The organism is Salegentibacter haimaensis, from assembly GCF_054121495.1.
Genome location: NZ_JBSYGH010000007.1, coordinates 114,332 through 139,534, shown reverse-complemented (window position 1 = coordinate 139,534; position 25,203 = coordinate 114,332). Strand labels below are relative to the sequence as shown.

Genomic DNA, 25,203 nt, shown 5'->3' with positions numbered 1-25,203 from the left:
TTTTTTTATCGGTGTAGCAGGATCCAGCGGTTTCCGGCGCTTTGAATGGTAAACACTTCCCGGGTTCCTATCTCAGTAATTTGCGAATTTGAGGCAATTTCTAATAGGTTATCGCCGCTTTCGAAATTCAAAGTTTTGGCCGAATTTCCCGGCCAGTTAATCAATATCAGCATCCGCCCCGGAAAATCTGAAGCCTTTGGAAACCTGATCGAGCTAACCTGATTATTAATTCGCAGCGTATGCGTTTCTACGGGAATTGTAAATTCCCCGGTAGCACTGGTAGTAGAAGAATAATTTCGGGTATAATTATGTGCCCAGCTCACCTGGCCTGCAGCATCGGTACTTAAAATCTGGTCTTTCTGCCCTCTGGCGACGGGTAGTACGTAATCGCTGGCAGGGTTACTGCCAATTCCCACCCGGCCGGCAAAGTAACCGGCGTAGACCTTGGAACTGTTTGTACCTTCAGCTTTGGAATAAATACCGTAGATAAAGCCATTGCCCTGGTCGGTACCTATTTCGGTATAAATACCATAATTATAACTATTTGCTCCAAATGTTCGGCCAACCCGGTTATAAATTCCATAGATATCGGCAGTACCTGAATTTTGGTTGGTAATGCTGTGAATTCCGTAGTGAATTCCGCTGCCTTCCCCGCTCACGTGGGTTTTGATTCCATATTTCACTGCATTGGTGGCACTTCGGTTCATCAGGTTTATACCATAGGTGGTGAAATTATCTACCGCCGAATTCTGGTTATCGATATCAATTCCTTTTTTGATTTCAAGATCTTCCCCCGGTTTTATGGCGATTTGCAGCTTGCCGGTAATTTCATCGGTTCCCAGGCCCAAATTGCCCTTCCTGTAAATAGGATCTTCAATATTATTGGGACTTTCGGTAGTTCCCGGCTTATGAAAATTCGAAGCCCCGGCATTAATCACTATAGAAGACCATTGGGCTTTTACATTTTCCCAGTAATAATATCCCGGTTTATGCCCATTAAATTCCTTATTCAAATACACCAACATGGCGTTTTGCGCTGATGAAGGATTTGTAGCGGGAAACCTGTCAATTCTGGGAATTAAAATGCCATCGATCACATCGGGATTCGACGGATTGGTCGCAGGAATATCCAGTTGAGCTTTAGGATCGGTAGTATTAATCCCTACCTGGGAATAGTTCCAAAATGAAATAAACAAAAGGCTCACAAACAAAAAATACTTCATTGCTGTCTGATTAAAAACAGTGGATGAAAAAATAATCAGGGTAGGGAAAATTGTGAACTGAAATTAGTTTTTCCTTACAGCTATCTTTTGAAAATGAGAAATTTAAGGGAAAACCATTAGGCCATTTCCTTTAGTTTCTCCTGAAGCATTTTTATTTCATCACGCAATTTTGCAGCCTGCATAAAATCCAGCTCTTTGGCAGCAGCCTCCATCGCTTTTCGCTTTTCACGAACCCTTTTTTCGATTTCGGGTTTGCTGAGGTAAGCGGTTGCTTCTTCAGCAGCTTTTGAAGCTATACTTTTTTCTGAATCGTACACATCGAGTTTCTGCTTCACCAAACTGCTTTCAATCTTTTTCACCAAAGGCGTTGGGGTGATCTTATGCTCCTTATTGTAGGCGATTTGTTTTTCGCGACGATAGTTGGTTTCATCTATGGTTTTCTGCATACTATCGGTGATTTTATCAGCATAGAGTATTGCTTTTCCTTCCACGTGGCGCGCAGCCCTACCTATGGTCTGTGTCAATGAACGGTTACTTCTAAGAAAACCTTCTTTATCTGCATCGATTACCGCAACCAGTGAAACTTCAGGTAAATCCAGTCCTTCTCTAAGCAGGTTTACTCCAATAAGCACGTCAAAAAGTCCGCGGCGAAGATCCTGCATAATTTCAACCCTTTCAAGGGTGTCGACATCAGAATGAATATAGCGGCAACGTATATCGATTCGGGTTAGATACTTGGCCAGTTCCTCGGCCATTCTCTTGGTAAGCGTGGTTACCAGGGTTCGCTCATCTTTTTCTACCCGCAGCTGAATTTCTTCGATCAAATCATCGATCTGGTTTAAACTCGGGCGAACTTCAATGATCGGGTCCAGCAGCCCTGTAGGCCGAATTACCTGCTCTACGTAAACCCCTTCAGATTTCTGAAGTTCATAATCGGCCGGGGTGGCACTAACGTAGATCACCTGATTTTGAAGTCCTTCAAATTCCTCAAATTTCAACGGCCGGTTATCCATAGCCGCAGGAAGCCTGAAGCCGTAATCTACCAGGGTTTCCTTTCTCGAGCGGTCACCACCATACATCGCGTGTACCTGCGGAATGGTTACGTGACTTTCGTCTACAACCATCAAATAATCTTCAGGAAAATAATCCAGCAAACAGAAGGGGCGGGTGCCGGGTAGACGTCCGTCGAGGTAACGCGAATAGTTCTCAATCCCCGAACAGTAACCCAATTCACGAATCATTTCCAGATCGAAATTTGTTCTCTCGTCCAGTCGCTTGGCCTCGAGATGCTTCCCGATCTCTTCAAAATAACTCACCTGTTTCACCAAATCCTCCTGAATGTTATGAATAGCGCCCTGTAAAACATCTGGGGAGGTTACAAACATATTGGCGGGGTAGATATTCAGGCGTTCGTATTTTTCAATCAGGTCGTTGTTGCCGGGATCGAAAGCCTCAATTTCTTCAATCTCATCCCCAAAAAAATGAATTCTGAAGGCATTATCGGCATAACTCGGGAAGATATCAACCGTGTCTCCTTTTATTCTGAAATTACCGTGAGAGAATTCTGCTTCAGTCCTGGAATAAAGGCTTTGTACGAGCTTATGCAGCAATTTGGTTCTGGAGATCTGCATATCCCGCTCAATCGAAATCACGTTCTTTTTAAATTCCACCGGGTTTCCAATACCATAAAGGCAGGAAACCGAAGCTACAACGAGCACGTCCCTCCTTCCGCTTAATAAGGATGAGGTGGTAGAAAGACGCAACTTTTCGATCTCTTCATTGATCGAAAGATCTTTCTCGATATAGGTTCCCGAAGATGGAATAAAAGCTTCGGGCTGATAATAATCGTAGTAACTCACAAAATATTCTACCGCATTATTCGGAAAAAATTGCTTGAATTCTGAATAAAGCTGAGCTGCCAGGGTTTTATTATGCGCCAAAACCAGGGTTGGTTTTTGAACCTCCTGGATCACATTTGCGACGGTAAAGGTCTTCCCGGAACCAGTAACGCCTAATAAGGTTTGGTATCTATCCTGTTTATTTAATCCCTCTTTGAGCTGCCTGATGGCTTCCGGTTGGTCTCCGGTAGGTTTGTAATCAGATTCTATATTGAATTTCATAAAGGTCTATGCTTAAGCTTTTCAAACTAAGCAATTATTATACCTTTTCAAAGAAAGAATTATTTGATTTAGAGGTCCCTTTTCTTCAGCAATATAAATGAGAGATACACCAAAATTCCTGTCCAGATCAAAACGATTAAAATCTGGTACCAGTGAATCGCATAATCGATGTTTAAGGTAGAACCTAGCTGAGTAGCTGCGGTTTTAACCGCATTTAACCGGCTAAAGGGTTCATGAATAAGATTCCCCATAGAGGTTAACGGAAAAAATGACATAATTTGGTCTGCCACCTCACTGTCGCGAAAGATTTTCCATTTAAGAACTCCGTGAAGAATACTTTCGAAAATCCACCAAATAAACAAAAAGCCCAGTGCAAAAGCCGAACGTTTAATGAGCATACCCACAAACATACAAAAGGCAAAAAAGCCGGTGAGTTTTACGAAATAAGCCAGCACATATTCCAGATCACTAAAGACGATAGAGAATTCTGAATAATCTGAAAAACTATAGCCCAGGATTAAGGAAAGCAGCACCACAAAAAACGTCGAAGCTGCCGCAAAAACAAGCAGGGTGAAGAATTTTGACAGGATGAACTCTTTTTTGCTCAGGCCGTCTATTAAATTTTGTTTTAAGGTACGATAGCTGTATTCGTTCGAAACCATAGATACGATTACGATGGCAAAGAAAAGTTTTAACAGGGCAGCGATATAGGTGTTGAAATGCCAGATGTAGGGAAAGTTGAAAATTCCCTGATCGGCTACCCGAAATTGTATATTTCCAATGTTGAACTCTATAGATGCGATAAGCGCAATAAAGGTGATGAGAATAAAATAAGCGATCACCAGGATTCTTGCCGAGCGACTATATCTTAATTTGTGAAATTCTATATTGAGTAGGCGTAGCATTAGGCTTCAGAAATTTGATTGGTTAATTGTAAAAATTGCTCTTCCAGGCTTTCTTTTCTTTTTACCAGGTGACAAAGCGATAAACCTTTTTCCAGTAAATAGCGGTTTAATTCATCGGCCGCAAGCGGGGATTCCAGGTAAACCGTAACCAAATCCTGTTCCTCGTTAATATTTCCCATTGCGGGATGTTCGTGAAGCAAACTTATAAGCTTTTTGGTGTCTTCGGCTTTTAATTCGAAAAATCCGTGGCTGGCATTTATAGCATCTACAGGGCCGCTGTATAATTTTACTCCTTTTCGAATAATCACTACATGCGAACAAACTTTTTCTACTTCATCCAGAAGGTGAGAAGCCAGAAGAATGGTAGTTCCTCCGGCAGCGATCTTCCGAATAATTTCTCTGATTTGATGAATCCCCTGTGGATCTAATCCGTTGGTAGGCTCGTCAAGAATTAAAATTTCGGGGTCATTAAGCAAAGCCGAAGCAATCGCCAGGCGTTGTTTCATACCCAGCGAAAAGGTTTTGAATTTGCTGTCTTTCCGGTCTAACAATCCAACCAGCTCCAGTTTTTCTTCAATATTTTTGGTAGAAACTCCTTTAATCTTACAAACCAAAGCCAGGTTTTGAACGGCGGTCATATAAGGATAGAAATTAGGATGCTCAATAATAGCTCCTACTTTTTTAAGGGCCTCGTGCGTAGATTCTTTCCCATCAAACCAGGAAAAATCGCCTGAAGTTTTATTAACCACATTTAATACCATTCCCAAAGTAGTCGATTTTCCACTACCATTTGGGCCCAGAATTCCGTAGACGTGTCCTTTTTGAATGCTGAAGGAAAGCTCGTTTACCGCGGTAAGGCTTCCGTATTTTTTAGTGAGCTTATTGAGGCTTAAAATTGTATCCAAAATTGCTGAAGAGTTTAAAATATGACGACGAAGATAGGTTTTTGTTACATTTTTCACCTTAGAAAGCTTATTTTTGAGAAAATGCGATACGATGATTGAAGAAAAGCTGATGTCACGGAAGAAACCCAGTTTCGCCGTGAATGATAGATTAAACCGATATCTGGCCAAATACAACCGAAACACCAAAATCCCTGTTTTTTATGATGATTTGCTTAGATTTTCGGGATCGGTGGTGGTGTACGATCAGCATGAAGAAGACACTTTTTGGGTGCGATGCTATTATCCCGATTGGGAGCGCGAAGAAATCGATAATAGTTTAAAGCAGGTGTATACGATAATGCATTCTGACGGGAGTGATGATTCGCTCGAATTTTTAAATGTCGATGCCATTGACTATTGCACCTTTGGAAATTCTAAACCCTTTCGCGTAAAGGTTCGGAATATCCTCAACGATAGTTTTACCTATTTCTACGTTAAGAAAGCCGATGCTTCCAGGATTTACGGCCTGGAGTTCGAACATCTTCTATCGCCCCACCGAATCAATTTTTTAGTGTACAAAGACACTTTAATCGAAGAACATATAGCCGGGATCCCAGGAGATGTTTTTATTGAAGAGCATTTGCCCACCTGCGATACGCGGGCGCAAACCCAAATCGCAAAACAGTTTGTGAAATTCAACGAGCGCTGTACGGTGCGGCTTTTGGGTGATATGAGGAGTTATAATTATGTGGTGATTCCCACCCACGATTTTGATCACGTAGAATACCAGATTAGAGCCATAGATTTTGACCAGCAGTGTTTTGAGGGAAATTTTAAGGTTTACCGGCCTCAGTTTTTTAAGGAGAATTATAAGATGGTAGAATTGGTGCAAAACCGTCTCCAGGAATCTTCTATCGAGCAATACCGCAAAGAAGAACGCTCCTTACTGGCCAAGCGTATGATCAATACCAGGGCCAGGTACCGGGAACTTATTCGTTGTATGATCAACGACCACGTATCTACCCAGGCAAACGTGCGGCAACTAAGAGGTGAATTGTACAAATTTACCAACGATATGAAATTTAAGCGCGCGGGAACTATGGGCCAGATTCTGCGAACGGCCCTGGATTTTGTAATGCGAAACTATGAAGACGTGAATATGAAACGCCTGGTGGATTAAATAAAAAATGGCCGGTTTTGCCGGCCATTTGATTAATTTTTTTCTTCCTTGTTAAAGTAAACCAGATAATAATACATCTGCTTTTCCTCGTCCCAGCCTTTTTCTACAAATTTTTCGGCTGATTCGGCATTTACAAAATCCATTTTAATCTGAATATTCGTATCCAGGTTAATCACGTTTTTGATTTTCTTACGTGCATCGGTCACGGCTTTGTTGGCGATGGGAAATTCGGTGAGATCCTCGATTTTGAATTTTGGAGCTTTCTCGGTTTTATAATGTTTGAATTCGGGAATTAATTCAGGGTTGTCGATTACAGAATTCAGAAAATTGGTTTCTTCAAAGGCATCGTTTTTGGCAAAATAATCCATACTCCTGTTCATAAACATCACCTCTTCTTTCTTGTCTTCAGCAGGAAGCACGACATCTTTAGCAAAATTCTTGCAGAAATTCAGGTAGGTTTTGGTGTAGTAATTATCATCGGTCATCACATCTACGCCCAAAAAGTTTTCCAGCCAGTATTTGGTGTCATATTTATTGGAATCTACCGAAAGAATTTTAAATCCTTCTTCCCGGTTTTTGTTGAAAATAAGCGCGCCTTTATCCAGCTTATTCAAATTGATACCCTGCTGAACTATCATCTCCAGGATGCTGCCTTTCTCTTCGAACTGAAGAAAATCGTGCTTTAACTCAGATTTAAAAATGCCAATAGCCGAGCACTTTTCATTGTCCTGCTGCACATTTTCGAAATACACCACATACACTTCCCCGCTTTTAATATGAGGGTGAGCCGACTGTTCAAAGAGCAGGGTGGTTATTTTTTTTGAAATTTCGTGAGCTTTAGAAGGATCATCAAAGATTGCAGAACTAAGATTGTAAAGCTCATTAAACTCAAGATCGGTTTCGTGGGCAAAGTGAAAATAATTCTCTTCTTTTTCTCTGAAAGGCTTAAGAAAATATTCTTTGATGAGCGGAGTAATTTCATCATTGAGCTGAAAAGGTGCAGCTGAAAGGAATATATTTTCATTACGGCTTTTATTGCCTACACGGTGAATCGAAAGCGATTCAATTTGAGCATTAAACAGGTTTATCATTCAGTATAAATTTTTTATTTCTGCGGAAAAAAATAGGTTGTTTCAGTTTAGTGAATGCTGAAATTTATGATTTTAATGCTTCCCACAAAAATTCTGAAGCAAAGCTGCCTCGGATTTTTTAATAAGTAGTTTGGTTATTTGAGTTCCCGAAACAAATTCGGGATAATTGCTCCGCAATTAATTCCAGTTTTCGTCGAACGAGAGATTGTCGTAATCGTCTATATCGAAATCATCGTCAAAACTGGAATCTTCCATAGGGTTTTCTTCAGCAACAAAATCTTTATCGGGCGCAGCATTTGGAAGCTGGCCGTGTACGAACATAAGATTTGGATAATCGCGACCTTCTTCGATTTCGGCTATTTCTGCCAATTCTACCAGGAAAGTCCACATATTGAAGAAATCGTAAACATAAATAATTTTGGTATTATCTTCATCCAGGACGCTTTCCAGCGAGGTTTCGTTCATAAGCCGTACTTCCCCGCCCATATCGAACTGGGAAATTTCCTCGCCCTGGTTCCAGTCTTCATCGCTTAAATAGAAGGAAGCCATTTCAGTTCCGTCGAAACCAAAAGATTGCACGATGGTATTGTGCAAATCTTCCAGGCTGCTCTCCTGGAGTAGTTCTATATCCCTAAAAACATCTTCTTCTGCATCAAGAATTACTCGAAATCGATATACCATAATCTTAAATTTTAGGCTTCAAAGTTACGAAGTTTTAAGCGTTTTCCCGGCTCTGAAACTTTCCATTAACAAATAAAACTGGAAGCCGAACAATACTGCGGCGATCACAAGGTGCAACGCCTGCGACATAAAGGGGAAATCGAAATTGTACATCGCAATTCCGGTGGCGATCTCCAAGATAAGAAGGCAGAGGACCCAATTCATTTTGCTGTAGCCGGCATTTAATTTTCGATTAAGCCAGAATAACCAAAGATTTATTCCCAATACCAGGATTGAAAAACTGCGATGAATGTAAAATGTAAGATCGGGGTCCTGTAACCACAAAGATTTTGCTGAATATCCCAGCGCTCTCACCTGTTCATCTACAAACTGGCGAACCTGGGTGCCGAGCACCACCTGGATGAGGGTGAAAATAATAGCCAAAACCATAAGCCGGTTGAAGCTTTGGTTATACTTCTGCTCTGCTGAAGCATTTGAAACCAGAAACAAAATATAAATTAGCAATGCCACAATAACCAGGGCCATCACCATATGCACTGTAATTTTCACCGGCGAAAGCACTGAATACACCACCGTTGCACCCAGCCAGGCCTGGAAGCCCATCAGGAAAACGCTGAGCCAGGAGAGTAAGGTGAGTCGTTTATCTTCCCTCCATTTACCAATGGAGAGCACCGCCATTGCCAATACTGCGAAACCGGCAAGAGCTCCGGCAAGGCGGTTTATGTATTCCACCCAGGTGTGGGTCGGATTAAAAATCGCATAATCGTGTTTGGTGTAGTCTTCCCAATTCTCAGGGTTGTAATTCTCTTTAGTGGTGAAAGTAGAACCCGCAACTTTAAGGCTTTCATCGACGATGATCACCTGGCCTTTTTTATATTCCCGGCCGGGTTGAAAGCGCAATTCGGCTTCTTCAGTTGGTGGGATATAATATCCAAAACATTTTGGCCAGTCGGGGCAACCCATACCAGACCCCGTCATTCTTACCACGGCTCCGGCAATTATTACCAGATACACCAGGATGATGGAAATTTTAACCGATTTTCTAAACATTTTTTAGGTTCAAAGTTTAAAAGTCAAGATTCAAAAAAGTTTGCTGTCCACTACGACTGCTCACCGCTAACCGATAGGCCTAATTCTTTACCTTTTTTAAGCATAAGTTCTCTTGCTGCCGAATGCTCATTAGGGATTTCTCCCTCCAGAATTGCTTCTTTAATAGTTTCTTTGATAATCCCGATTTCACGCGAAGGTTTTAAATTGAAGGTTTCCATAATTTCCTCACCGCTCACCGGGGGTTGAAAATTACGTACGTGATCCCGTTCTTCAACTTCCTTCATCTTTTGGCGTACCACCTGGAAATTCTTATGGTATTTTTTAAAACGTTTCGGATTTTTAGTAGTGATATCGGCCTCGCAAAGGGTCATTAAATCTTCTATATGATCTCCGGCATCAAAAATGAGACGACGCACAGCCGAATCGGTTACATCATTATCTACAATAGCAATAGGGCGGGAGCTCATCAAGACCAATTTTTGAACAAATTTCATCTTGTCATTAAGCGGCATTCGTAGACGTTTAAAAATTTTAAACACCATTTTCGCGCCTACAAATTCGTGCCCGTGAAAAGTCCAGCCTATTTTCTTATGAAATTTCTTGGTAGGGGCTTTGCCAATATCGTGTAATAAGGCAGCCCAACGCAGCCAAAGATCATCGGTGTTTTGAGCGATATTATCCACAACCTCCAGGGTATGCCAAAAGTTGTCTTTATGCCGCTGACCCTCAATTTCATCTATGCCTTCAAGAGCGGTAAGTTCGGGTAAAATAAGTTTTAATAGCCCCGTTTTATGCAAAAGTGCAAAACCTTTTGATGGTTTTTCGGCCAGCATAATTTTATGCAATTCATCGGTAATTCTTTCTTTGGAGATTATTTTCAACCGATTTGAATTTGCTGAAATAGCTTCCAGAGAATCTTTTTCGATTTTAAAATTTAACTGGGTAGCAAAACGAATCGCTCTCAACATTCGAAGCGGATCATCAGAATAGGTGATGCCCGGTTCCAAAGGCGTTTTTATTAATTTATTACTGAGGTCTTCGAGCCCGTTAAAGGGATCGAGTAAATTTCCGAAGTTTTTTTCATTGAGCGCCAGCGCCATTGCATTGATGGTAAAATCCCTGCGGTTTTGGTCGTCCTGTAGGCTGCCATCCTCCACAATTGGGTTTCGGCTGTTTTCTCTATAACTTTCTTTGCGGGCGCCAACAAATTCGATTTCCATATCAAAAGCCCGCAACATCGCAGTTCCATAGGTTTTAAAAATCTGAACTTTGGGTTTATGGGGTAATTTTTCAGCCACTTTTCTGGCCAGTTCTATCCCGCTGCCTATCGCGACGATATCGATATCCTTATGATCTCCACGATCCAGAATATAATCGCGAACAAACCCGCCAATCACATAGCTTTCAAGACCCAGTTCATCACTGGCCTCACTTATAACTTTAAAAATAGGATGGGTTAAAGCGCTTTTATAATTTATCACTTCGGAATTTTATTTTTATTCGATTCTTGTTTAGCCACGAATACACAATTGTTTTCTTTGCTTCTTTTAAAACCTAGCTTCCGGTTTAAATTCAGTAAATTTTTTTCGGTCGGGAATTAACATTTTCTTAGCCACGAATACACTAATGTTTTTTGTCTTCACCCTTAACCTTTCTTTAGTCTGTTTTTTCTTCGGTCATTACTTTGAGAATTTTAGTTCTTTCATTTCTTTCAAGAATAAATTTTTTTACAGAATAATACGTTTATGATCCAAAAGGTTCTTATTAAAATTAGCAAGTATACATAGTCTATAATTAGAAACTTTGAGATAATTGATACATTGGGCTATATGTTTATCATTAAGGTTTTCAATCGATTTTATTTCTAAAATAATTTTGCCAAACACCACAAAATCTACGTAAAATTTATGTGGTAAAGTGATGTTTTTATATTGAATTATAAACTCTTTCTCCCTTTCCCACGGAATATCAAGTAAGCCTAATTCATATTCAATGGCATCCTTATAAACAATTTCAGAAAAACCACTTCCTAACTCATTATAAACATTGAATAAGGCGCCAACAATCTGATAGCTTTCTTGTTTATAAATAATATTGGCCATGTTACTTCTTAATTTGTTTCTGAATCCCTCTTCATTGCCAATTCTTCAACAATAAATTATTTTCGAGATTCATACCATACTTTCATAATTCATTTTAATCACGAGACTTTAATCTCGAAAATTATTTGTGCATTCGTGGCTTAATTTTGTTGAAAATTACTGCCACGAATACACGAATTTAAGAGTATACAAACCTCACAGGTTTTCAAAACCTGTGAGGTTTAAATCAACTTTAGACGAAAATTACTTCCTTATCACCTTCACCTTTCCATCATTGCTAAGCTTAATAATAGCCGAAGGTTTGGCCGATTTTTTATTGCGCTGCAAATTTACCACATAGTCCACAGCTTTTAAAATTTCAGGACTTATTTCACTAAAGCTATTGGGGGTTGGTTCGCCGCTGATATTGGCCGAGGTAGAAACTATAGGTTTCCTGAATCGTTTCGCTAATTCGTTTGAAAATTTATCTTTTGAAACGCGTATGGCCAGCGAATTATCATCGGCGATCAGGTTTTCGGCAACGCGAATCGGGTCGTCGTAAATAATGGTGGTTGGTTTGCGGGCGTATTTTAGGATGTCATAGGCTACCTCTGGTACTTCTTCGATAAACTGATTAAGCATCTTATAATCTGATACTAAACAGATCAATGCTTTTTCCTCGGCTCTTTTCTTGATTGCGTAGACCTTATCTACCGCATCGGCATTGGTAGCATCGCAACCAATCCCCCAAACCGTATCGGTAGGGTAAAGAATAACGCCGCCGCGTTTTAAAACGGCAAGGGCATTTTGAATTTCGGTTTTATGATCTTCCATAGACTATGTTTTTATATTCTTCCAGGCTTTCCTGAGCCATTTTATGAGTTGTAAATTTATCAAGAATCAGTTGCCGGGCATTTTTAAGAAGCTGTTCTTTAAGTTCAGGATTTTTTTCTAAAAATAAAACCTGCGCAGCAAGCCCTTTAGCATCACCTTTATTGGCTAGCAACCCCGTTCTTTTATGGCTGACAATTTCGGGAATTCCGCCTACATTCGTTGAAATCACAGGGGTGTTGTGGTAAAAAGCTTCCCCAATTACATTGGGAAGCCCTTCAGATTTTGATGTAAGTAAAAAATAATCGAATTGCTTCAGATAAGCCGGTGCAGCCTGTTGAAAGCCGGTAAAATGAAAATAATTTTCGAGCCCCGATTTTTTAATTTTTTCCTGAAGCTTCGCTGTTTCCCTGGTAAAACTACCAATCTGTACAAAAGCAAAATCTTTTCGCTTCCCGATATTTATAAGTTCATTAGCCGTTTCGATTAAGCAATCCAGATCTTTAGGCCAGGTATGGTTGGCGATATTGCCTATAACTTTTATGTTTCCAGCTAAGCCGAATTTTTCTCTTATTGAAAATTCAGATTTAAGGGCATCCTGTCTTTTGACCCGAATTCCGTGGTATACTTTTTTTAATTTATGCTTTTCAGCAAATGAATTGGCCAGCATTTTTTTACTGAAATCTGAGACGCACAGTATCTTTTGAATCTTTGGGTAGTTGTATTTGTATAGACTTCTTTTCTTCTGTCTTATGGGAAACGATGTTTTTTTGCTGAAGATAAAATCGGGTAAATTTGAAAATTTATCGGCGATGACGGCCAGGGCCAGAGCTGTAGGATCGTGAATATGAATCAAATCGATATTTTCATCCCGACAAATTTTAATAATCTCCAAAAAATAACGTGGGTCCAGGTTCGTGAAAATTGGAGCAGTTCTAAAGTCGAGATTTGAGTTCCTTAAACTGGCTTCAAAGGCACTATTTTTTCTGCATAAAATAAGATTGGAAACTTCGGGATTGGATTCGGCCAACTCCAGGCATAAATTTTCGATATGTTTTTCCCCGCCACCCCAATTGTTTACGGCAGAAAGATGAAGGATTTTCATAGGGTTTGGGGCTAAAATTTAAAAATCCAAAAATACTGATTTTTAATAAAAAAACCGGCTTGTAAGAATGCTAACTTATTGAGTTTTCCCCGTCCAATGGGTACTTTTCCTTACCGATTTTTCATAATACAGTTCCTCGTCATCGGGATGTGCCGAATTTACATACCAGGGTAAATGATGACATTGATATGGATAGCCTACCCGAAGCATTTCGTCGCTGCCATCTCTTTTCCCGCGGCGGGAGAAGGGGCGGTACAGGGCAAAAGTAGTATCAATGGGTGCGATATAAACCCCTTTTTCCTTTTCAAGTTTATAAAATTTTGATTCCCAGTCTAAAACCTCTTTTTTCTGAGCATAATGATCGGGAAGCTCATCGATTTTTAATGAAAAGCCGGTTTTATGGACTTCAGGATACTTTTGAAGCAGCTTGTAAAATCGCTGCATAAAATCATCGGGACAATCTTCGATCAAACTTAAGTCAGAGTCGGTATAGCAGTAATAACCGGTGAAGAATTTATACCAGATTCCACTTTTCCAGAGGGCTTTGAAGCCAATGTTTTTTCGAAGCCTGAAAACCTTATAGGTGCATTCGTTTTCGTAATACTCAAGTAGTGGAGGATAGGTAGATTTGTTGTCTATGATATAGAGATTGGTATAACCTCTGGTTTCAAGATCTGAGATTAATTGCTTTAGAGTACTTAAGCGGTTGTAATTATTAATTATTACAGGAATTTGTTTGAAATCGGCTGGGGTTTTGCCAAAGTTTTTCGCTAAAAACCTGTAGAATTTTTTACCAAAGAACCTTGCCATAGCGTTTATTTTGAAGCTTCCCGCTCTATTATAGGCTCCCAAAAAGATTTCACCTTGGGTTTTTCAAATCCGTGGCAACCAAAGGGCAGGCTGTTGTTGAGAATTTTCATTCCCAGGGCCGGTTTACGGTCCAGGGCAAAAGCGGCAGCTTCCTTATAGCCGGGTTTTGAAAAATCGGGATAATATTGAGGTGCTTTTAATGACCAAAACACATCTTCTATCGCATAAATTCCTTCGCTATGATCTTTTAACTCTTTATGAATCAGTTTTTTAAGTCCCCTGGTGATTTTGTAAAAGGTTTGAGTTTTCCGAAGAGAAAGTCCGCCATTGCCTACTTCAAAAAAGATAGGTTTTCGCTTTTTCTTTTTCGCCGATTGAAACGGCTTAAGTGCTTTGGAAACCAGGTTGTTGGTAGCCAGCCAGGGCGCTCCTATATAATCGTAGCCTTTTTCACACCATTCGAGCAGTTCATTTCTAAAAACAAAAGCGTCTAACTGATAGAGAAGTATATATTCGTATTCTAAAAAGGCTTCGTAGAACTCGAGGCTAAGCATTAGCCTGTTGTAATCACTAATACTTTTAAAATAGTCTGGACTGAATTCGCTAAACGAAATATTGAGATTTTTAAAGTTTTCCCGATCAAAACCTTTAGGGCAGGCAAAGATTATCCTGAAGTCACCTAATATTTTCAGGCATTGCTTCAGGGAAAGTTCTTCAGAATGTGATAGGGCAGATTTGTAAACCGGGATTACAACAGCAACCTTCATTGTAAAAATAATTTGGTTGCGAATATAAATATTAAATTTGTCCCAGATAAATAATGATGCAAGTCCATACCACTCCAAAATATCAAAAAGCTGAAAATTCGATTCGGGAACTTCTTTTAAATTTTGAGCAAAATGGCCAGATGCTGGGCCCTGGAGAACGAAATAAAATTAAAATTTTTGAGCTTGAAGGCGAAAAGTTAAATATTAAAAGCTTTAAAATTCCGAATAGCTTTAACAAATTGGTATACCGGTTTTTCCGAAAATCCAAAGCCGAACGATCTTTCCTCTATGCCAGTAAATTGAAGCAGTTAGGTATTGGTACACCCCAGCCAATCGCGTATGCCGAAGAGAAAAAAACAACCAGTTTGCAGCGTAGTTTTTATGTGAGTATTCATCAGGATTACGATTTTACTTTTAGAGAATTAGATTTGGCTAAACCGGGTCACGAGGAAATATTAAGGGCATTTACGCGTTTTACATTAAAATTGCATAAGAATAAGGTGGAATTTCTGGATCATTCGCCAGGGAATACACTTATAAAATTAAATAAGGATCGGGAACCAGATTTTTACCTGGTAGATCTCAATCGAATGAATTTTAAAGAGCTTGATTTCGATGCCCGAATGAAAAATTTTGCCCGGTTGAGTCCGCATAAGGAGGTAGTGGCGATAATGGCTTCAGAATATGCAAGATGTACAGGAAGGCCTGAAGCAGAGGTGTTTGAAAAAATGTGGAAGTATACCAATGAATTTCAAGAGAAATTCTGGAGAAAACAGCGATTAAAACAAAAACTCGGCCTTAAAAAAGGAGTGATAAAATAATGAATCCGGAAATTTCAGTAATTCTGAGCACCTATAATGCGGTGGAATGGTTAAGAAAAACGCTGTTGGGGTATAGCGTTCAGAATTTTAAAAATTTTGAAGTGATCATAGCCGATGACGGTTCTACTTCAGAAACTTCAAAATTCATCTCATATTTTTCTAAAAAGGTTGACTTTCCTATAATTCACGTGTGGCAGGAAGATGATGGTTTTCAAAAGACTAAAATTCTGAATAAGGCAATTTTAGTTTGCAATTCAGATTACATATTAATGAGTGATGGAGATTGTATTCCGCGGAAGGATTTTATAAAGATGCATATAAAATTTCGCGAGGAGGGCTATTTCCTATCCGGGGGTTATTTTAAGCTGCCTATGGATATTTCAGAAGAGATCACTTCAGAGGATATCATATCTCAGCGTTGTTTCGATAAAGCCTGGTTAAAAGCTAAAGGTTTGAAATCGTCTCTTAAAAACTCAAAACTCACGGCAGGGCGAAAACGTGCAAAGTTTTTAAATTCCCTTACTCCTACAGGGGCTACCTGGAATGGGCATAATTCGAGTGGCTGGAAAAAGGATATCCTGGCTGTAAATGGTTTTGATGAACGTATGCAATATGGAGGGGAAGACAGGGAACTCGGGGAGCGCTTGTTTAATTTAGGAATTAAAACCAAACAAATTCGCTATTCGGCTGTTTGTGTACATTTGGAACATAGCCGGGGTTATGTTAATCAGGAAGCAATAGAATTAAATAACTCTATAAGAGGAAAAGTTAAAGCTGAAAATTTGATTGAAACCCCTTACGGAATTAGGAAATCCGGTTAAGAAAAAGCTGTAGCTCTTTCCAGATAAATTCAGGTTTGAACTTTAAATATTTCTCTGCGTTGGAAAGTTTACTATTCTTAATAACCTGAGGCTTGAAATCTGCCAGATGCACCGCTCTATTCAAATCACCTTCATATAAAGCCCAAACTTCCTTGTTGATTTGAGGGGAAAAAATCGCAAAAGTGGGGATGTTTAGGGCCTTTGCCATATTAATGGCCCCACCTTCGTTTCCAATTAGGGCATCGCAGTGGCTGGTAAGAGCCAAAAACTCCCGCAGAGACTTTCCGTATAAATTTATATATATATTAGTTCGTGTATTTTGCTCACAATAAGAGAGTAGTTCTTCAACCTGCGCTTTCTGAGAAGGAATATAATTGAACAACAAACTCGCCCCTGTCATCGCGACTATTTTATCTAATACCTGGGCCATATAGGGTAGCGGATAGGTTTTCTCTTCTGAACTTCCCAAAACTCCAATCATAAAAAGGGGTTTTCCCGTTGGGATGCCTTCCCGATTTATTCGCTCCCGGGCTGCCTGTTTTTCTTCTTTGATGAGATAAATTTTTGGCTTTAATTCCAGCGGAAAACTTTTATCTATTGCCTGTAAGAGCTGCATTCTGTTTTCGATGGCAAAACCCGAATTGGTTTCCAGCTTCTCTCTATAATTAAAAGTATCTGTGTACAAAAAGGAAGTATACCATTTTCTATAGGAAATCCTTTTTCTTGCTTCTGATAGAAAACTTAGCAGGCTACTGCCTATTTTGGAATAAACATCAATTACGATGTCGTATTCTACCTGTTTTAAGCTTTTCGCAAATTTCAGAAATGCAAGGGGGCTTTTCAGGCTTTCCTTATCATATTCAATAAGCCTGTCGATATGGGGGTTATGCTCAACCACCGGTCGGGTATGCGGATAGATGAGATAATGCAATTCAACTTCCGGATATTTTATTCGTAAGGCCTCAAACAGGATCGAGGATGTGAGCACATCCCCGATCATTTTTTGTTGAATTATGAGTATTTTCATAGGCCCCTCTCGACCTCCCCAAAGGGGAGGAGTTAATTTGAATTATTTTATTGAGTACTTGTTGTACATTTATTTATAATAAAAAGAATTTCCCCTTAGGGGGTTAGGGGGCTTACACCGCTACATCATATTCTCTAAGCGCATCGTTTAGCGATGTCTTTTTATTAGTGCTTTCCTTTCTTTTTCCAATAATTAATGCGCAGGGTACATTATATTCCCCGGCAGGGAATTTTTTGGTATAACTTCCAGGAATCACTACCGAACTGGCCGGAACTATTCCCTTCATTTCCTTAGGTTCATCGCCGGTTACATCGATAATTTTAGTTGATGCGGTTAGAACAACATTAGCGCCAAGAACCGCCTCTTTCTCTACTTTAACTCCTTCAACCACAATACTTCTGGAGCCCAGAAATGCATTGTCCTCGATAATAACGGGAGAAGCCTGTAAAGGCTCTAATACCCCGCCAATTCCAACACCACCGCTTAGGTGAACATTTTTACCAATTTGCGCGCAGCTTCCCACCGTAGCCCAGGTATCTACCATGGTGCCCTCATCTACATAAGCCCCAATATTCACGTAACTGGGCATCATAATCACCCCTTTGGAAATAAAAGCTCCGTGGCGGGCCACGGCATTGGGAACCACCCGAATGCCTTTATCTTTATAACCCTGTTTTAATGGAATTTTATCGTGATATTCAAAAATGCCGGCTTCCAGGGTTTCCATTTTTTGAATGGGGAAATAAAGCACCACTGCTTTTTTAACCCATTCATTCACCTGCCAGCCATTCTCTGTTGGCTCGGCGGTGCGAAGTTTACCTTCGTCTAATAAGGAGATCACCTCTCTAATAGCATCGGTGGTTTGCATATCTTTTAAAAGTTCCCGGTTATCCCAGGCCTTTTCAATAGTGTTTTGTAATTCTTTCATCGCGGTTTTTAATTAAGGTAATCAGGCAATTTGTACTTCTTTGATTCTGTATTTTCGAATAAAATCCAGCAAAGCATACACAAAAAAACCTGTTCCAATCATTTCAAAAAGTTCTTCAAAGGTAGATAAAACAAAGCTTTCTGGCAGCCTCAATAGGTTTTGGTTTTGATATCCCATAGTATCGATATACCAACCTGTAAACATTTCGAGCCCTAAAGCACCCGAAACGAAAATGCCGCCCGCCGCCAAAAAATTTAAACGGTCTCTTACGGGAAGTTCAAAAAGCGGTTTCAGGATTAGAATTGCCAGAAGTATCAGGGCGATTCCATAAGGTATTACCCAGGCGAAATAAAACAAGCCTGTATTATTTATATTTTGTGAAAGTGATGCTCCAATTTTTTCGTGAAATACCAATAATTCATCCAAGCCAATAAATAAAATTACCGCACTCATACCCCACCAAAAGAATTTTGATTTTTTCACTTTTAGCTTACTTGCCCCAATAAAAGCCAATAAAGCTGCTGCAATGAAATGCAGAATGGCCGAAAAAACACTGGGTGCATTTCGCTCAAGATTGAAATTGGTTTTTCTGAAAAAATAGGACCTTACATCCCGTTCGTTAAAATAAAAATCAAGGTAGCTCGCAATATTTAGGAGCAGGAGAATGAAAATGATGAGCATAATGCCCGTAAATATTTTCGTCGGAAAATTTTCTCTCATGGAATTGTTTCGAAAGGAAGATTGAAGCCGCGAATTTAAAATAAATTAATGATAAGGCGCAACTTCGCAATTAAAGGCGGGTTTTTTCGCTAGGTGAATTAAGCCTATCTTTGCGACCAGATATGGCACGAATTTTAGCATTGGATTACGGAACCAAACGCACCGGGATAGCGGTGACCGATGAGCTCAAGCTTATTGCTTCGGGCCTTACCACAGTGGCAACCAGCGAGCTGCTGCTTTTTCTTGAAAAATATTTTTCTGAAGAAAATGTTGAATTGGTGTTGGTGGGAGAACCCCGGCGGGATGACGATAGCTTTTCTGAAAGCGAAACCTATATCCAGGAATTTCTGAAGAAATTTGTTGAAAAATTTCCTGAAATGCCGGTAAAAAGAGTTGATGAGCGTTATACCTCCAAAATGGCTTTTCAAACCATGATAGACAGCGGACTCAAAAAAAAACAACGCCGCAATAAAGCCCTGGTAGACGAAATTAGTGCGACCATCATATTACAATCGTATTTGTATTAAAAAAGAATAATGTATAATTCCGAATAAAACTTGAAGACCAATTTAATAGAACGCTCCAATAATTTTGCCCATAGATGTGTGAAATGGGCTGTATGTCTTCCAAAAAATAAATTAGGAAGTCATATTGAAGGTCAGCTGATTCGGTGTAGTACCTCAGTAGCCGCCAACTATAGAGCTGCCTGTTTGGGTCAATCCAAAAAAGCTTTTATCTCAAAACTGGCAATTGTCATCGAAGAAGCAGATGAATGTGTTTTCTGAATCGAGTTTGCTATTGAGGAAAAATTGATGGATACCGTGAATTCGGAAAATTTAATAAAAGAAGTCAAAGAATTAACAGCAATATTTATTGCGTCTAGAATTACCGCAGTGAAGAATCTGAATAGAGGAAATTAATACCTTACACTATACATTTAGAGATGGTTTAGCATAGAAGATTATTCATTATTCATTTTACATTATAAAATATTAGTTTAAAAATGATATTACCAATTGTAGCTTACGGAGATCCGGTTTTAAGAAAGAAGGGAAAAGATATCTCTGAAGATTACCCAAAATTACAGGAATTAATTGAGAGTATGTGGGATACCATGTACAATGCTTATGGAGTGGGTCTTGCCGCTCCTCAGGTTGGGCTCCCCATTAGAATGTTCGTTATAGATCCCAGCCCTTTTGCTGAAGATGAAGAAATTTCTGAAGAGGACAAAAAACAACTGGAAAACCTTAGAAAAGTTTTTATCAACCCTCAAATCGTTGAAGAAAACGGTGACGAATGGGCATTTAATGAGGGCTGCTTAAGTATCCCTGAGGTGCGGGAAGATGTTTTTAGAAAACCTGAGATTGTGATCGAATATCAGGATGAAAACTTCGAAAATCACCGGGAAACCTATTCGGGTCTGGCCGCGAGAGTAATCCAGCACGAATATGATCATATTGAAGGAATTTTGTTTACCGATAAGCTCTCCAGTCTTAAAAAGAGACTGATAAAAGGAAAACTTGCCAATATCTCGAAAGGCAAAATTAATGTAGAGTATAAGATGCGTTTTCCGGCGATGAAAAAAGGGAGATAAGCTTTTGAAAATTGAAGTGGGGATGTGATATTTGTCCTCCAAAATAAAAAAAAACTATGAGTCTGGATAAAATTTTAGCAATCTCAGGAAAACCTGGTCTATATGAGCTTTCAGCTCAAACCCGCGGCGGATTTATCGTTAAATCTATCCCCGACGGAAAAAAAATGGCGGTAAATGTTAGACATAACGTAAGCCTGCTTAGTGAAATCGCAATCTACACCTATACCGAAGAAGTGCCCCTGGCCGAAATCTTTGAGAAAATAAAGGAAAAAGAAAACGGAGGAGAGGCCATAAGCCCGAAATCTTCTAAAAAAGAACTTGAAGCTTATTTCGCTGAAGTCCTACCCGATTATGATGTAGACAGAGTTTATGCCAGCGATATGAAGAAAATATTTCAGTGGTATAATCTCTTGATCAAAAACGGATTTACCGAGTTTGTAGCTTCCGAAGAAAAGGAAGAGGTAGAAACTACCGAAAAAAGCGGCGAAGAATAAAAATCTTCTTCCGAAAAATAAAAAATCCCTCTTTGAGATACTCAGGAGGGATTTTTTTTATTTGTATTCTTTCTTAATCCTATCCAGTCTTCGCTTGCTTTCTCTTTCCTTAATCACCTCACGCTTATCATACAGCTTTTTCCCTTTTGCGAGGGAGATTTCCAGTTTCGCGAGTCCGCGGTCGTTGATGAAGAGGCGTAAGGGAATGATGGTAAGGCCTGAATTCTTTACCTCTTTTTCAAGTTTTCTCAGCTCCCTTTTTTGCAGCAAAAGTTTTCTCTCGCTTTTAGGATTGTGATTAAAGTGCGTCGCGTGAGAATATTCTTCAACGTGCATATTGATCACAAATAATTCATGATTCTGAAATTCACAAAAACTCTCGGCAATTGAAGCCTTTCCCTGGCGAATGGCCTTAATTTCAGTCCCGGCAAGTTTTATCCCGGCAACATACTTATCCAGAAATTCGTATTCGAATTTTGCCTTCCGGTTTTTTATATTAATGGTGTTGCTAGTCTTCTTCATCGACACAAAAATAGGAAGCTTTATTAAGAAAACGACTTATTAAAATCTTAATTTGAAATTTCGATAATTCTTATATTTACAATATGGAAATATCCTATACTACAAAGAAAAAAAGTAAAGAAGAACAGCAGGAAAAATTTTTAAAATTAGATCCTGCCGGGCGGTTCCAGAGTTTTCTAGCTCTGGTGGAAACTATTAGTTTGTTTGGAGTTAAAGAAAATGATTCCAATAAAATGTATAATATGAAGGATAATTTTGTAATTCAGAAAAAGATAAGGGATTGATTGGTAAATGGAAAAAGGAGGTTAATTTGTTTATTGAATTAGCATCACAATATAAAGTGGAAATGCTATTGATAGGGGGAGGGGCAGTGAATTTTCACGGATATCAAAGACATTCTGCAGATGTTGACTTCTGGTTTAATCCCAGCGAAGAAAATTTCAATAAACTCCTGAAGGTGATCAATGAATTAGGCTATGAAGTGACAGACTTCCCCGACGCTGTTAAAAATCAAGAACAGAATATTAGTTTGAAATTCTCTCCTTCAGACTTCAATATAGAACTTATCACCCGATTTTCTCTGAATAAAACCTTTGACGAAGCAATGAAAGAAAGCCATAGGGTGAGTATAAATGCAAATTCTGTTTCGAAATTCAATGTAATTTCTTTAGAAGATCTTATACAAAGTAAAATAAAATCTGGTCGACCCAAAGACTTGCTCGACATTCAACAGTAAAGAGAAATACATAAGCTTGATGAGACTTAAAATTCACCAGCTTTCTTAACTTTGCCGGTAAGTTTTTTAAGATGAAAAGAATAGTATTCAGTTTATTTATTGGGCTGTTGTTTGCCGCCTGCAATCAGGAAAAGGAATTAACCGCAAACGAAATAATTGATAAGAGCATTAAGGCTTCAGGCGGAGATCGCTATCAACAGGCTGAAATAACTTTCGACTTTCGGGATATTAGCTATAAAAGCAGTCGCCAGGGCGGGAAATTTAGCCTGGAACGCCAGTTAACCGATTCTACCGGAACTGCCTATCATGATATTCTCAATAACGAAGGTTTTACCCGCTACCACAAAGATTCAATGGTGGTTTTAAGCGATTCGCTTAAAACAGTTTATGGCAATTCTGTAAACTCAGTACATTATTTTGTGCAATTACCCTTTGGTCTTAATGATGAGGCCGTAAATAAGGAGCTTATTGGCAAGGACAGTATAGAAGGTCGGGAATACTATGAGATTAAAGTGACCTTTAATGCCGAAGGCGGGGGAGAAGATCACGAAGATGTTTATATGTACTGGATCAATACCCGAGATTTTTTTATAGACTATCTCGCCTATAGTTTCGAGGTGAACGATGGGGGTATTCGCTTCCGAAGAGCTATTAATCCGCGTTTCATTGAGGGGATTCGATTTGTGGACTACGAGAATTATAAAACCGATGATCTCTCAACTCCTCTTGAAGATCTCGATGATCTCTTTGAGCAAAAAGAACTGGAATTGCTATCCAATATCGAAAATAAGAGGTTTCGAGTGAAAATACTGGATTAATCGATATATAAAACTTCAGAAGTTCTGCTGCCATCGGGTAGTATGTGAACGATGAAAAGGCTCCCATAAACCGATTCGTCTAATTCCTCATATTTTTCCTGCTGAAGAATGTAATTTACAAACTCAGGGTTTAAATTGCTGTGGCCCACTACCAGTACTTTTTTGCCCCTGGTTTTCTCCTGAAACTCCTCGTCATTTAATTTTTTAGTATTGAAGAAAGAAATCTCTTTTCCATTTTCACTGGCGATTGGTTTAGCAGTATTTCGGGTTCTTTTGTAATCTGAACTGTATATCAAATCGAAATCTACTTCTTTAAAGATTTCAGCCCAGTTTTCAGCCCGGGCAATGCCTTTATCGGTGAGTTCGGGATCTTTATTTTCTTTATCCAGAGTGTCCTTTTCGGCGTGGCGAATAAAATAGTAGGTGGTTAACTCATTTGTTTCTGCCTTAAAATTTTTATCCCCCTTATGATTATTGCAGGCAGTTAAAAAAATGAGGCTTAGAATCAATAAAATTCGCATAGCTGTATTTTTTAGTTTTTAATATTGATTTCCAGTAGTATAAACTGGGTGATTTGATGTCCAAAACTGCTAAAATTATCATCAGAAACCAGGATCAGGCTTCGGTTACCATTGGGTAAAACCGGGCCAAAACTCATCCCTTCGAGATTATCGATAATTTCCTGGGTGAGTTGTTTTTTTACCGATTTAAAATTGAAAACCAGGCGTTTTTCGGCAGGCTGGTATTTTCCTTTTTTAAGTTCTTTTATCTCCAGCACGTCACTGGCATTTGATGCATCTACGTCAAAAATTTTAACCGTATTGCCGTGGGAACCATAACCTGCAGAGTATGCCCTTTCCAAAACAAGGAATCTTTGTTCATCATATTCCAGCAGTTCGGTTAATCCATTTACTGCAAACCAGTTAATTGGCAGTTTTGCGATCCCGTCAAGGGAATAGGCAAATTGCTTTTCGGGCTTTTTTAAGTTCTTATCAAAGCGGGTAATTCGTACCGGGGAATGAGTTTTATAAATTTTAGGTTGAGGGCCGTCATTTTCCAGGGGTAATTCCATTCCTACCCAGTAAGCCTGCCGGTCAAAACTCTCGGCTAATCCTTCAAAAACTCCATTATGCCTGGGTTTTTGTTCACCTTTGGCCTCAAAATACTGCGGAATTTCAAACTCTTGCTGAATTTTCCCATCCAGGTCAACATAAAAAATCGCCGGATTTTTGCCACTATTTATAGAGCCTTCAGAAGAAACCACCAAATTTCCCGTGGCGGAGTCGAAGCGAATCGCTTCAAGATCGGGCGTGCTTTTCCTGAAAAATTCTTCATTCCCCTGAAGTTTTATCACTTCAGAAATAATTACCGTATCAATGCGATTCCCCGATAATGAAATTTCAGCCTTATAAATCCTGGGATTAGAGGGTTGATCGCACACCAAATAATACTTGCCGTCGTGGTAATCAATACCCGAAATCCCGCCCACAAGGCTGCCGTCTATTTCTAAATTTTGCGGCAGCACAAAATCGTCCAGATAGGTGAGTTCTATATTGCTTTGATCTAATTTTCGGGTAGTGGCGCAGCTTGATAGGACTAAAGCCGCGATTAGTATGCTGAATAATCTCATTGCCTTATTTTCAGCGGTAAAAATAACAAATCCTTAAGATAAGAATAGCAGTTTCTTGAGAGAAATCGGGAACCTGAATAGGTATATTTATACTTATTAACTAATAAAACCAATTGTGATGAATAATGATCAATTAGAAGGAAAATGGAAACAGGTTAGAGGTAAGTTCAAACAAAAGTACGGTGATGTAACCGATGATGATACTACCTATTCTGAAGGTAAATTTGATGAGATGCTTGGACGTCTTCAGGAAAAAACCGGAAAGACCAAAGAAGAATTAAAACGTGAAATCGATAAGTTGTAACTTCAATTTTGCTGAAAACTAAAAGAGGGCCAAAATTTTTTGACCCTCTTTTTTTGTTTC

30 protein-coding genes are annotated in these 25,203 nt (G+C 39.3%); 11 read left to right on the top strand and 19 right to left on the bottom strand.

What is annotated here, in order from left to right; genetic code table 11:
- Nucleotides 1-5: 5 nt before the first annotated feature.
- The 4 genes from ACW6QP_RS08695 to ACW6QP_RS08680 form a co-directional block, all read right to left on the bottom strand.
- Nucleotides 6-1,223 carry a hypothetical protein gene (locus tag ACW6QP_RS08695; RefSeq protein WP_457910476.1) on the bottom strand — a complete coding sequence of 406 codons (1,218 nt, stop codon included), beginning with the start codon at nucleotides 1,221-1,223 and terminating at the stop codon, nucleotides 6-8.
- A 116-nt stretch (nucleotides 1,224-1,339) separates the two neighbouring features.
- Complete coding sequence (gene uvrB, locus ACW6QP_RS08690; protein ID WP_457910475.1) at nucleotides 1,340-3,343, bottom strand: excinuclease ABC subunit UvrB; 2,004 nt, start codon at nucleotides 3,341-3,343, stop codon at nucleotides 1,340-1,342.
- A 68-nt stretch (nucleotides 3,344-3,411) separates the two neighbouring features.
- The gene (locus ACW6QP_RS08685; RefSeq protein ID WP_457910474.1) at nucleotides 3,412-4,248 is read right to left on the bottom strand and encodes an ABC transporter permease; all 837 of its coding nucleotides are present in this window, start codon (nucleotides 4,246-4,248) and stop codon (nucleotides 3,412-3,414) included.
- A complete protein-coding gene (locus ACW6QP_RS08680) occupies nucleotides 4,248-5,153 on the bottom strand; it encodes an ABC transporter ATP-binding protein (protein WP_457910504.1) in 906 nt (301 codons plus the stop codon). Before ACW6QP_RS08680 ends, ACW6QP_RS08685 begins: the two co-directional genes overlap by 1 nt.
- A gap of 94 nt (nucleotides 5,154-5,247) precedes the next feature.
- Here ACW6QP_RS08680 and ACW6QP_RS08675 point away from each other — a divergent pair, with 94 nt between their 5' ends.
- Nucleotides 5,248-6,312 carry a hypothetical protein gene (locus tag ACW6QP_RS08675; RefSeq protein WP_457910503.1) on the top strand — a complete coding sequence of 355 codons (1,065 nt, stop codon included), beginning with the start codon at nucleotides 5,248-5,250 and terminating at the stop codon, nucleotides 6,310-6,312.
- A gap of 32 nt (nucleotides 6,313-6,344) precedes the next feature.
- On the opposite strand, the gene ACW6QP_RS08670 is transcribed toward ACW6QP_RS08675, so the two are convergent.
- The 9 genes from ACW6QP_RS08670 to ACW6QP_RS08630 all read right to left on the bottom strand — a co-directional run bounded on the left by ACW6QP_RS08670 (nucleotide 6,345) and on the right by ACW6QP_RS08630 (nucleotide 14,728).
- The gene (locus ACW6QP_RS08670) at nucleotides 6,345-7,403 is read right to left on the bottom strand and encodes a nucleoid-associated protein (RefSeq protein ID WP_457910473.1); all 1,059 of its coding nucleotides are present in this window, start codon (nucleotides 7,401-7,403) and stop codon (nucleotides 6,345-6,347) included.
- 177 nt (nucleotides 7,404-7,580) lie between these two features.
- Entirely contained in the window at nucleotides 7,581-8,084 is a 504-nt protein-coding gene (locus ACW6QP_RS08665; protein ID WP_457910472.1) for an IS1096 element passenger TnpR family protein, read from the bottom strand.
- Between the two features lie 24 nt (nucleotides 8,085-8,108).
- The gene (locus ACW6QP_RS08660; protein WP_457910471.1) at nucleotides 8,109-9,134 is read right to left on the bottom strand and encodes a COX15/CtaA family protein; all 1,026 of its coding nucleotides are present in this window, start codon (nucleotides 9,132-9,134) and stop codon (nucleotides 8,109-8,111) included.
- A gap of 50 nt (nucleotides 9,135-9,184) precedes the next feature.
- Nucleotides 9,185-10,612, bottom strand: a complete 1,428-nt coding sequence (locus ACW6QP_RS08655; protein WP_457910502.1) for a CCA tRNA nucleotidyltransferase — start codon at nucleotides 10,610-10,612, stop codon at nucleotides 9,185-9,187.
- Nucleotides 10,613-10,861: 249 nt separating this feature from the next.
- Nucleotides 10,862-11,236: a GxxExxY protein gene (locus tag ACW6QP_RS08650; protein ID WP_457910470.1), complete on the bottom strand. Its 375-nt coding sequence runs from the start codon at nucleotides 11,234-11,236 to the stop codon at nucleotides 10,862-10,864.
- 243 nt (nucleotides 11,237-11,479) lie between these two features.
- Nucleotides 11,480-12,049: an L-threonylcarbamoyladenylate synthase gene (locus ACW6QP_RS08645; protein ID WP_457910469.1), complete on the bottom strand. Its 570-nt coding sequence runs from the start codon at nucleotides 12,047-12,049 to the stop codon at nucleotides 11,480-11,482.
- Nucleotides 12,036-13,151, bottom strand: a complete 1,116-nt coding sequence (locus ACW6QP_RS08640; protein ID WP_457910468.1) for a glycosyltransferase family 4 protein — start codon at nucleotides 13,149-13,151, stop codon at nucleotides 12,036-12,038. Before ACW6QP_RS08640 ends, ACW6QP_RS08645 begins: the two co-directional genes overlap by 14 nt.
- Nucleotides 13,152-13,226: 75 nt before the next feature.
- A complete protein-coding gene (locus ACW6QP_RS08635; protein ID WP_457910467.1) occupies nucleotides 13,227-13,961 on the bottom strand; it encodes a glycosyltransferase family 2 protein in 735 nt (244 codons plus the stop codon).
- A gap of 5 nt (nucleotides 13,962-13,966) precedes the next feature.
- Nucleotides 13,967-14,728: a DUF5672 family protein gene (locus ACW6QP_RS08630; RefSeq protein WP_457910466.1), complete on the bottom strand. Its 762-nt coding sequence runs from the start codon at nucleotides 14,726-14,728 to the stop codon at nucleotides 13,967-13,969.
- A gap of 53 nt (nucleotides 14,729-14,781) precedes the next feature.
- On the opposite strand from ACW6QP_RS08630, the gene ACW6QP_RS08625 reads away from it, so the two are divergent.
- Entirely contained in the window at nucleotides 14,782-15,549 is a 768-nt protein-coding gene (locus ACW6QP_RS08625; protein ID WP_457910465.1) for a lipopolysaccharide kinase InaA family protein, read from the top strand.
- Entirely contained in the window at nucleotides 15,549-16,370 is an 822-nt protein-coding gene (locus ACW6QP_RS08620) for a glycosyltransferase family 2 protein (protein ID WP_457910464.1), read from the top strand. Before ACW6QP_RS08625 ends, ACW6QP_RS08620 begins: the two co-directional genes overlap by 1 nt.
- Here ACW6QP_RS08620 and ACW6QP_RS08615 read toward each other — a convergent pair.
- The 3 genes from ACW6QP_RS08615 to ACW6QP_RS08605 form a co-directional block, all read right to left on the bottom strand.
- Entirely contained in the window at nucleotides 16,354-17,397 is a 1,044-nt protein-coding gene (locus ACW6QP_RS08615) for a glycosyltransferase family 9 protein (RefSeq protein WP_457910463.1), read from the bottom strand. The two genes, ACW6QP_RS08620 and ACW6QP_RS08615, sit on opposite strands and share 17 nt — an antisense overlap.
- A 112-nt stretch (nucleotides 17,398-17,509) precedes the next feature.
- Entirely contained in the window at nucleotides 17,510-18,325 is an 816-nt protein-coding gene (locus tag ACW6QP_RS08610) for a 2,3,4,5-tetrahydropyridine-2,6-dicarboxylate N-succinyltransferase (protein WP_457910462.1), read from the bottom strand.
- Between the two features lie 21 nt (nucleotides 18,326-18,346).
- Entirely contained in the window at nucleotides 18,347-19,006 is a 660-nt protein-coding gene (locus ACW6QP_RS08605; protein ID WP_457910461.1) for a hypothetical protein, read from the bottom strand.
- Between the two features lie 161 nt (nucleotides 19,007-19,167).
- Here ACW6QP_RS08605 and ruvX point away from each other — a divergent pair, with 161 nt between their 5' ends.
- From ruvX to ACW6QP_RS08585, 4 genes are all read left to right on the top strand, one after another.
- Nucleotides 19,168-19,572: a Holliday junction resolvase RuvX gene (gene ruvX / locus ACW6QP_RS08600; RefSeq protein ID WP_457910460.1), complete on the top strand. Its 405-nt coding sequence runs from the start codon at nucleotides 19,168-19,170 to the stop codon at nucleotides 19,570-19,572.
- A 30-nt stretch (nucleotides 19,573-19,602) separates the two neighbouring features.
- A complete protein-coding gene (locus tag ACW6QP_RS08595; RefSeq protein WP_457910459.1) occupies nucleotides 19,603-19,830 on the top strand; it encodes a four helix bundle protein in 228 nt (75 codons plus the stop codon).
- A gap of 218 nt (nucleotides 19,831-20,048) precedes the next feature.
- Nucleotides 20,049-20,639 (top strand): peptide deformylase, encoded by a 591-nt coding sequence (gene def / locus ACW6QP_RS08590; RefSeq protein WP_457910458.1) that lies wholly within the window; start codon nucleotides 20,049-20,051, stop codon nucleotides 20,637-20,639.
- 56 nt (nucleotides 20,640-20,695) lie between these two features.
- On the top strand, nucleotides 20,696-21,133 hold the full coding sequence (locus ACW6QP_RS08585) for a DUF5606 family protein (protein ID WP_457910457.1): 438 nt from the start codon (nucleotides 20,696-20,698) through the stop codon (nucleotides 21,131-21,133).
- A gap of 57 nt (nucleotides 21,134-21,190) precedes the next feature.
- Here ACW6QP_RS08585 and smpB read toward each other — a convergent pair whose 3' ends face one another.
- On the bottom strand, nucleotides 21,191-21,655 hold the full coding sequence (gene smpB, locus ACW6QP_RS08580; protein ID WP_457910456.1) for an SsrA-binding protein SmpB: 465 nt from the start codon (nucleotides 21,653-21,655) through the stop codon (nucleotides 21,191-21,193).
- A gap of 83 nt (nucleotides 21,656-21,738) precedes the next feature.
- Here smpB and ACW6QP_RS08575 point away from each other — a divergent pair, with 83 nt between their 5' ends.
- From ACW6QP_RS08575 to ACW6QP_RS08565, 3 genes are all read left to right on the top strand, one after another.
- Complete coding sequence (locus ACW6QP_RS08575; RefSeq protein WP_457910455.1) at nucleotides 21,739-21,939, top strand: hypothetical protein; 201 nt, start codon at nucleotides 21,739-21,741, stop codon at nucleotides 21,937-21,939.
- Nucleotides 21,940-22,001: 62 nt separating this feature from the next.
- Nucleotides 22,002-22,391: a DUF6036 family nucleotidyltransferase gene (locus ACW6QP_RS08570; RefSeq protein ID WP_457910454.1), complete on the top strand. Its 390-nt coding sequence runs from the start codon at nucleotides 22,002-22,004 to the stop codon at nucleotides 22,389-22,391.
- 71 nt (nucleotides 22,392-22,462) lie between these two features.
- Nucleotides 22,463-23,209, top strand: a complete 747-nt coding sequence (locus ACW6QP_RS08565; protein ID WP_457910453.1) for a DUF6503 family protein — start codon at nucleotides 22,463-22,465, stop codon at nucleotides 23,207-23,209.
- Here the strand turns inward: ACW6QP_RS08565 and ACW6QP_RS08560 are convergent.
- Both ACW6QP_RS08560 and ACW6QP_RS08555 read right to left on the bottom strand, forming a co-directional pair.
- Nucleotides 23,206-23,730, bottom strand: a complete 525-nt coding sequence (locus ACW6QP_RS08560; protein ID WP_457910452.1) for a phosphoglycerate mutase family protein — start codon at nucleotides 23,728-23,730, stop codon at nucleotides 23,206-23,208. The genes ACW6QP_RS08565 and ACW6QP_RS08560 overlap by 4 nt on opposite strands.
- Nucleotides 23,731-23,741: 11 nt before the next feature.
- Nucleotides 23,742-24,839, bottom strand: coding sequence for an esterase-like activity of phytase family protein (locus tag ACW6QP_RS08555; RefSeq protein WP_457910451.1), 1,098 nt, complete (start codon nucleotides 24,837-24,839; stop codon nucleotides 23,742-23,744).
- 118 nt (nucleotides 24,840-24,957) lie between these two features.
- Between ACW6QP_RS08555 and ACW6QP_RS08550 the strand changes: the two genes are divergently transcribed.
- The gene (locus ACW6QP_RS08550) at nucleotides 24,958-25,143 is read left to right on the top strand and encodes a CsbD family protein (protein ID WP_457910450.1); all 186 of its coding nucleotides are present in this window, start codon (nucleotides 24,958-24,960) and stop codon (nucleotides 25,141-25,143) included.
- Nucleotides 25,144-25,203: the final 60 nt, after the last annotated feature.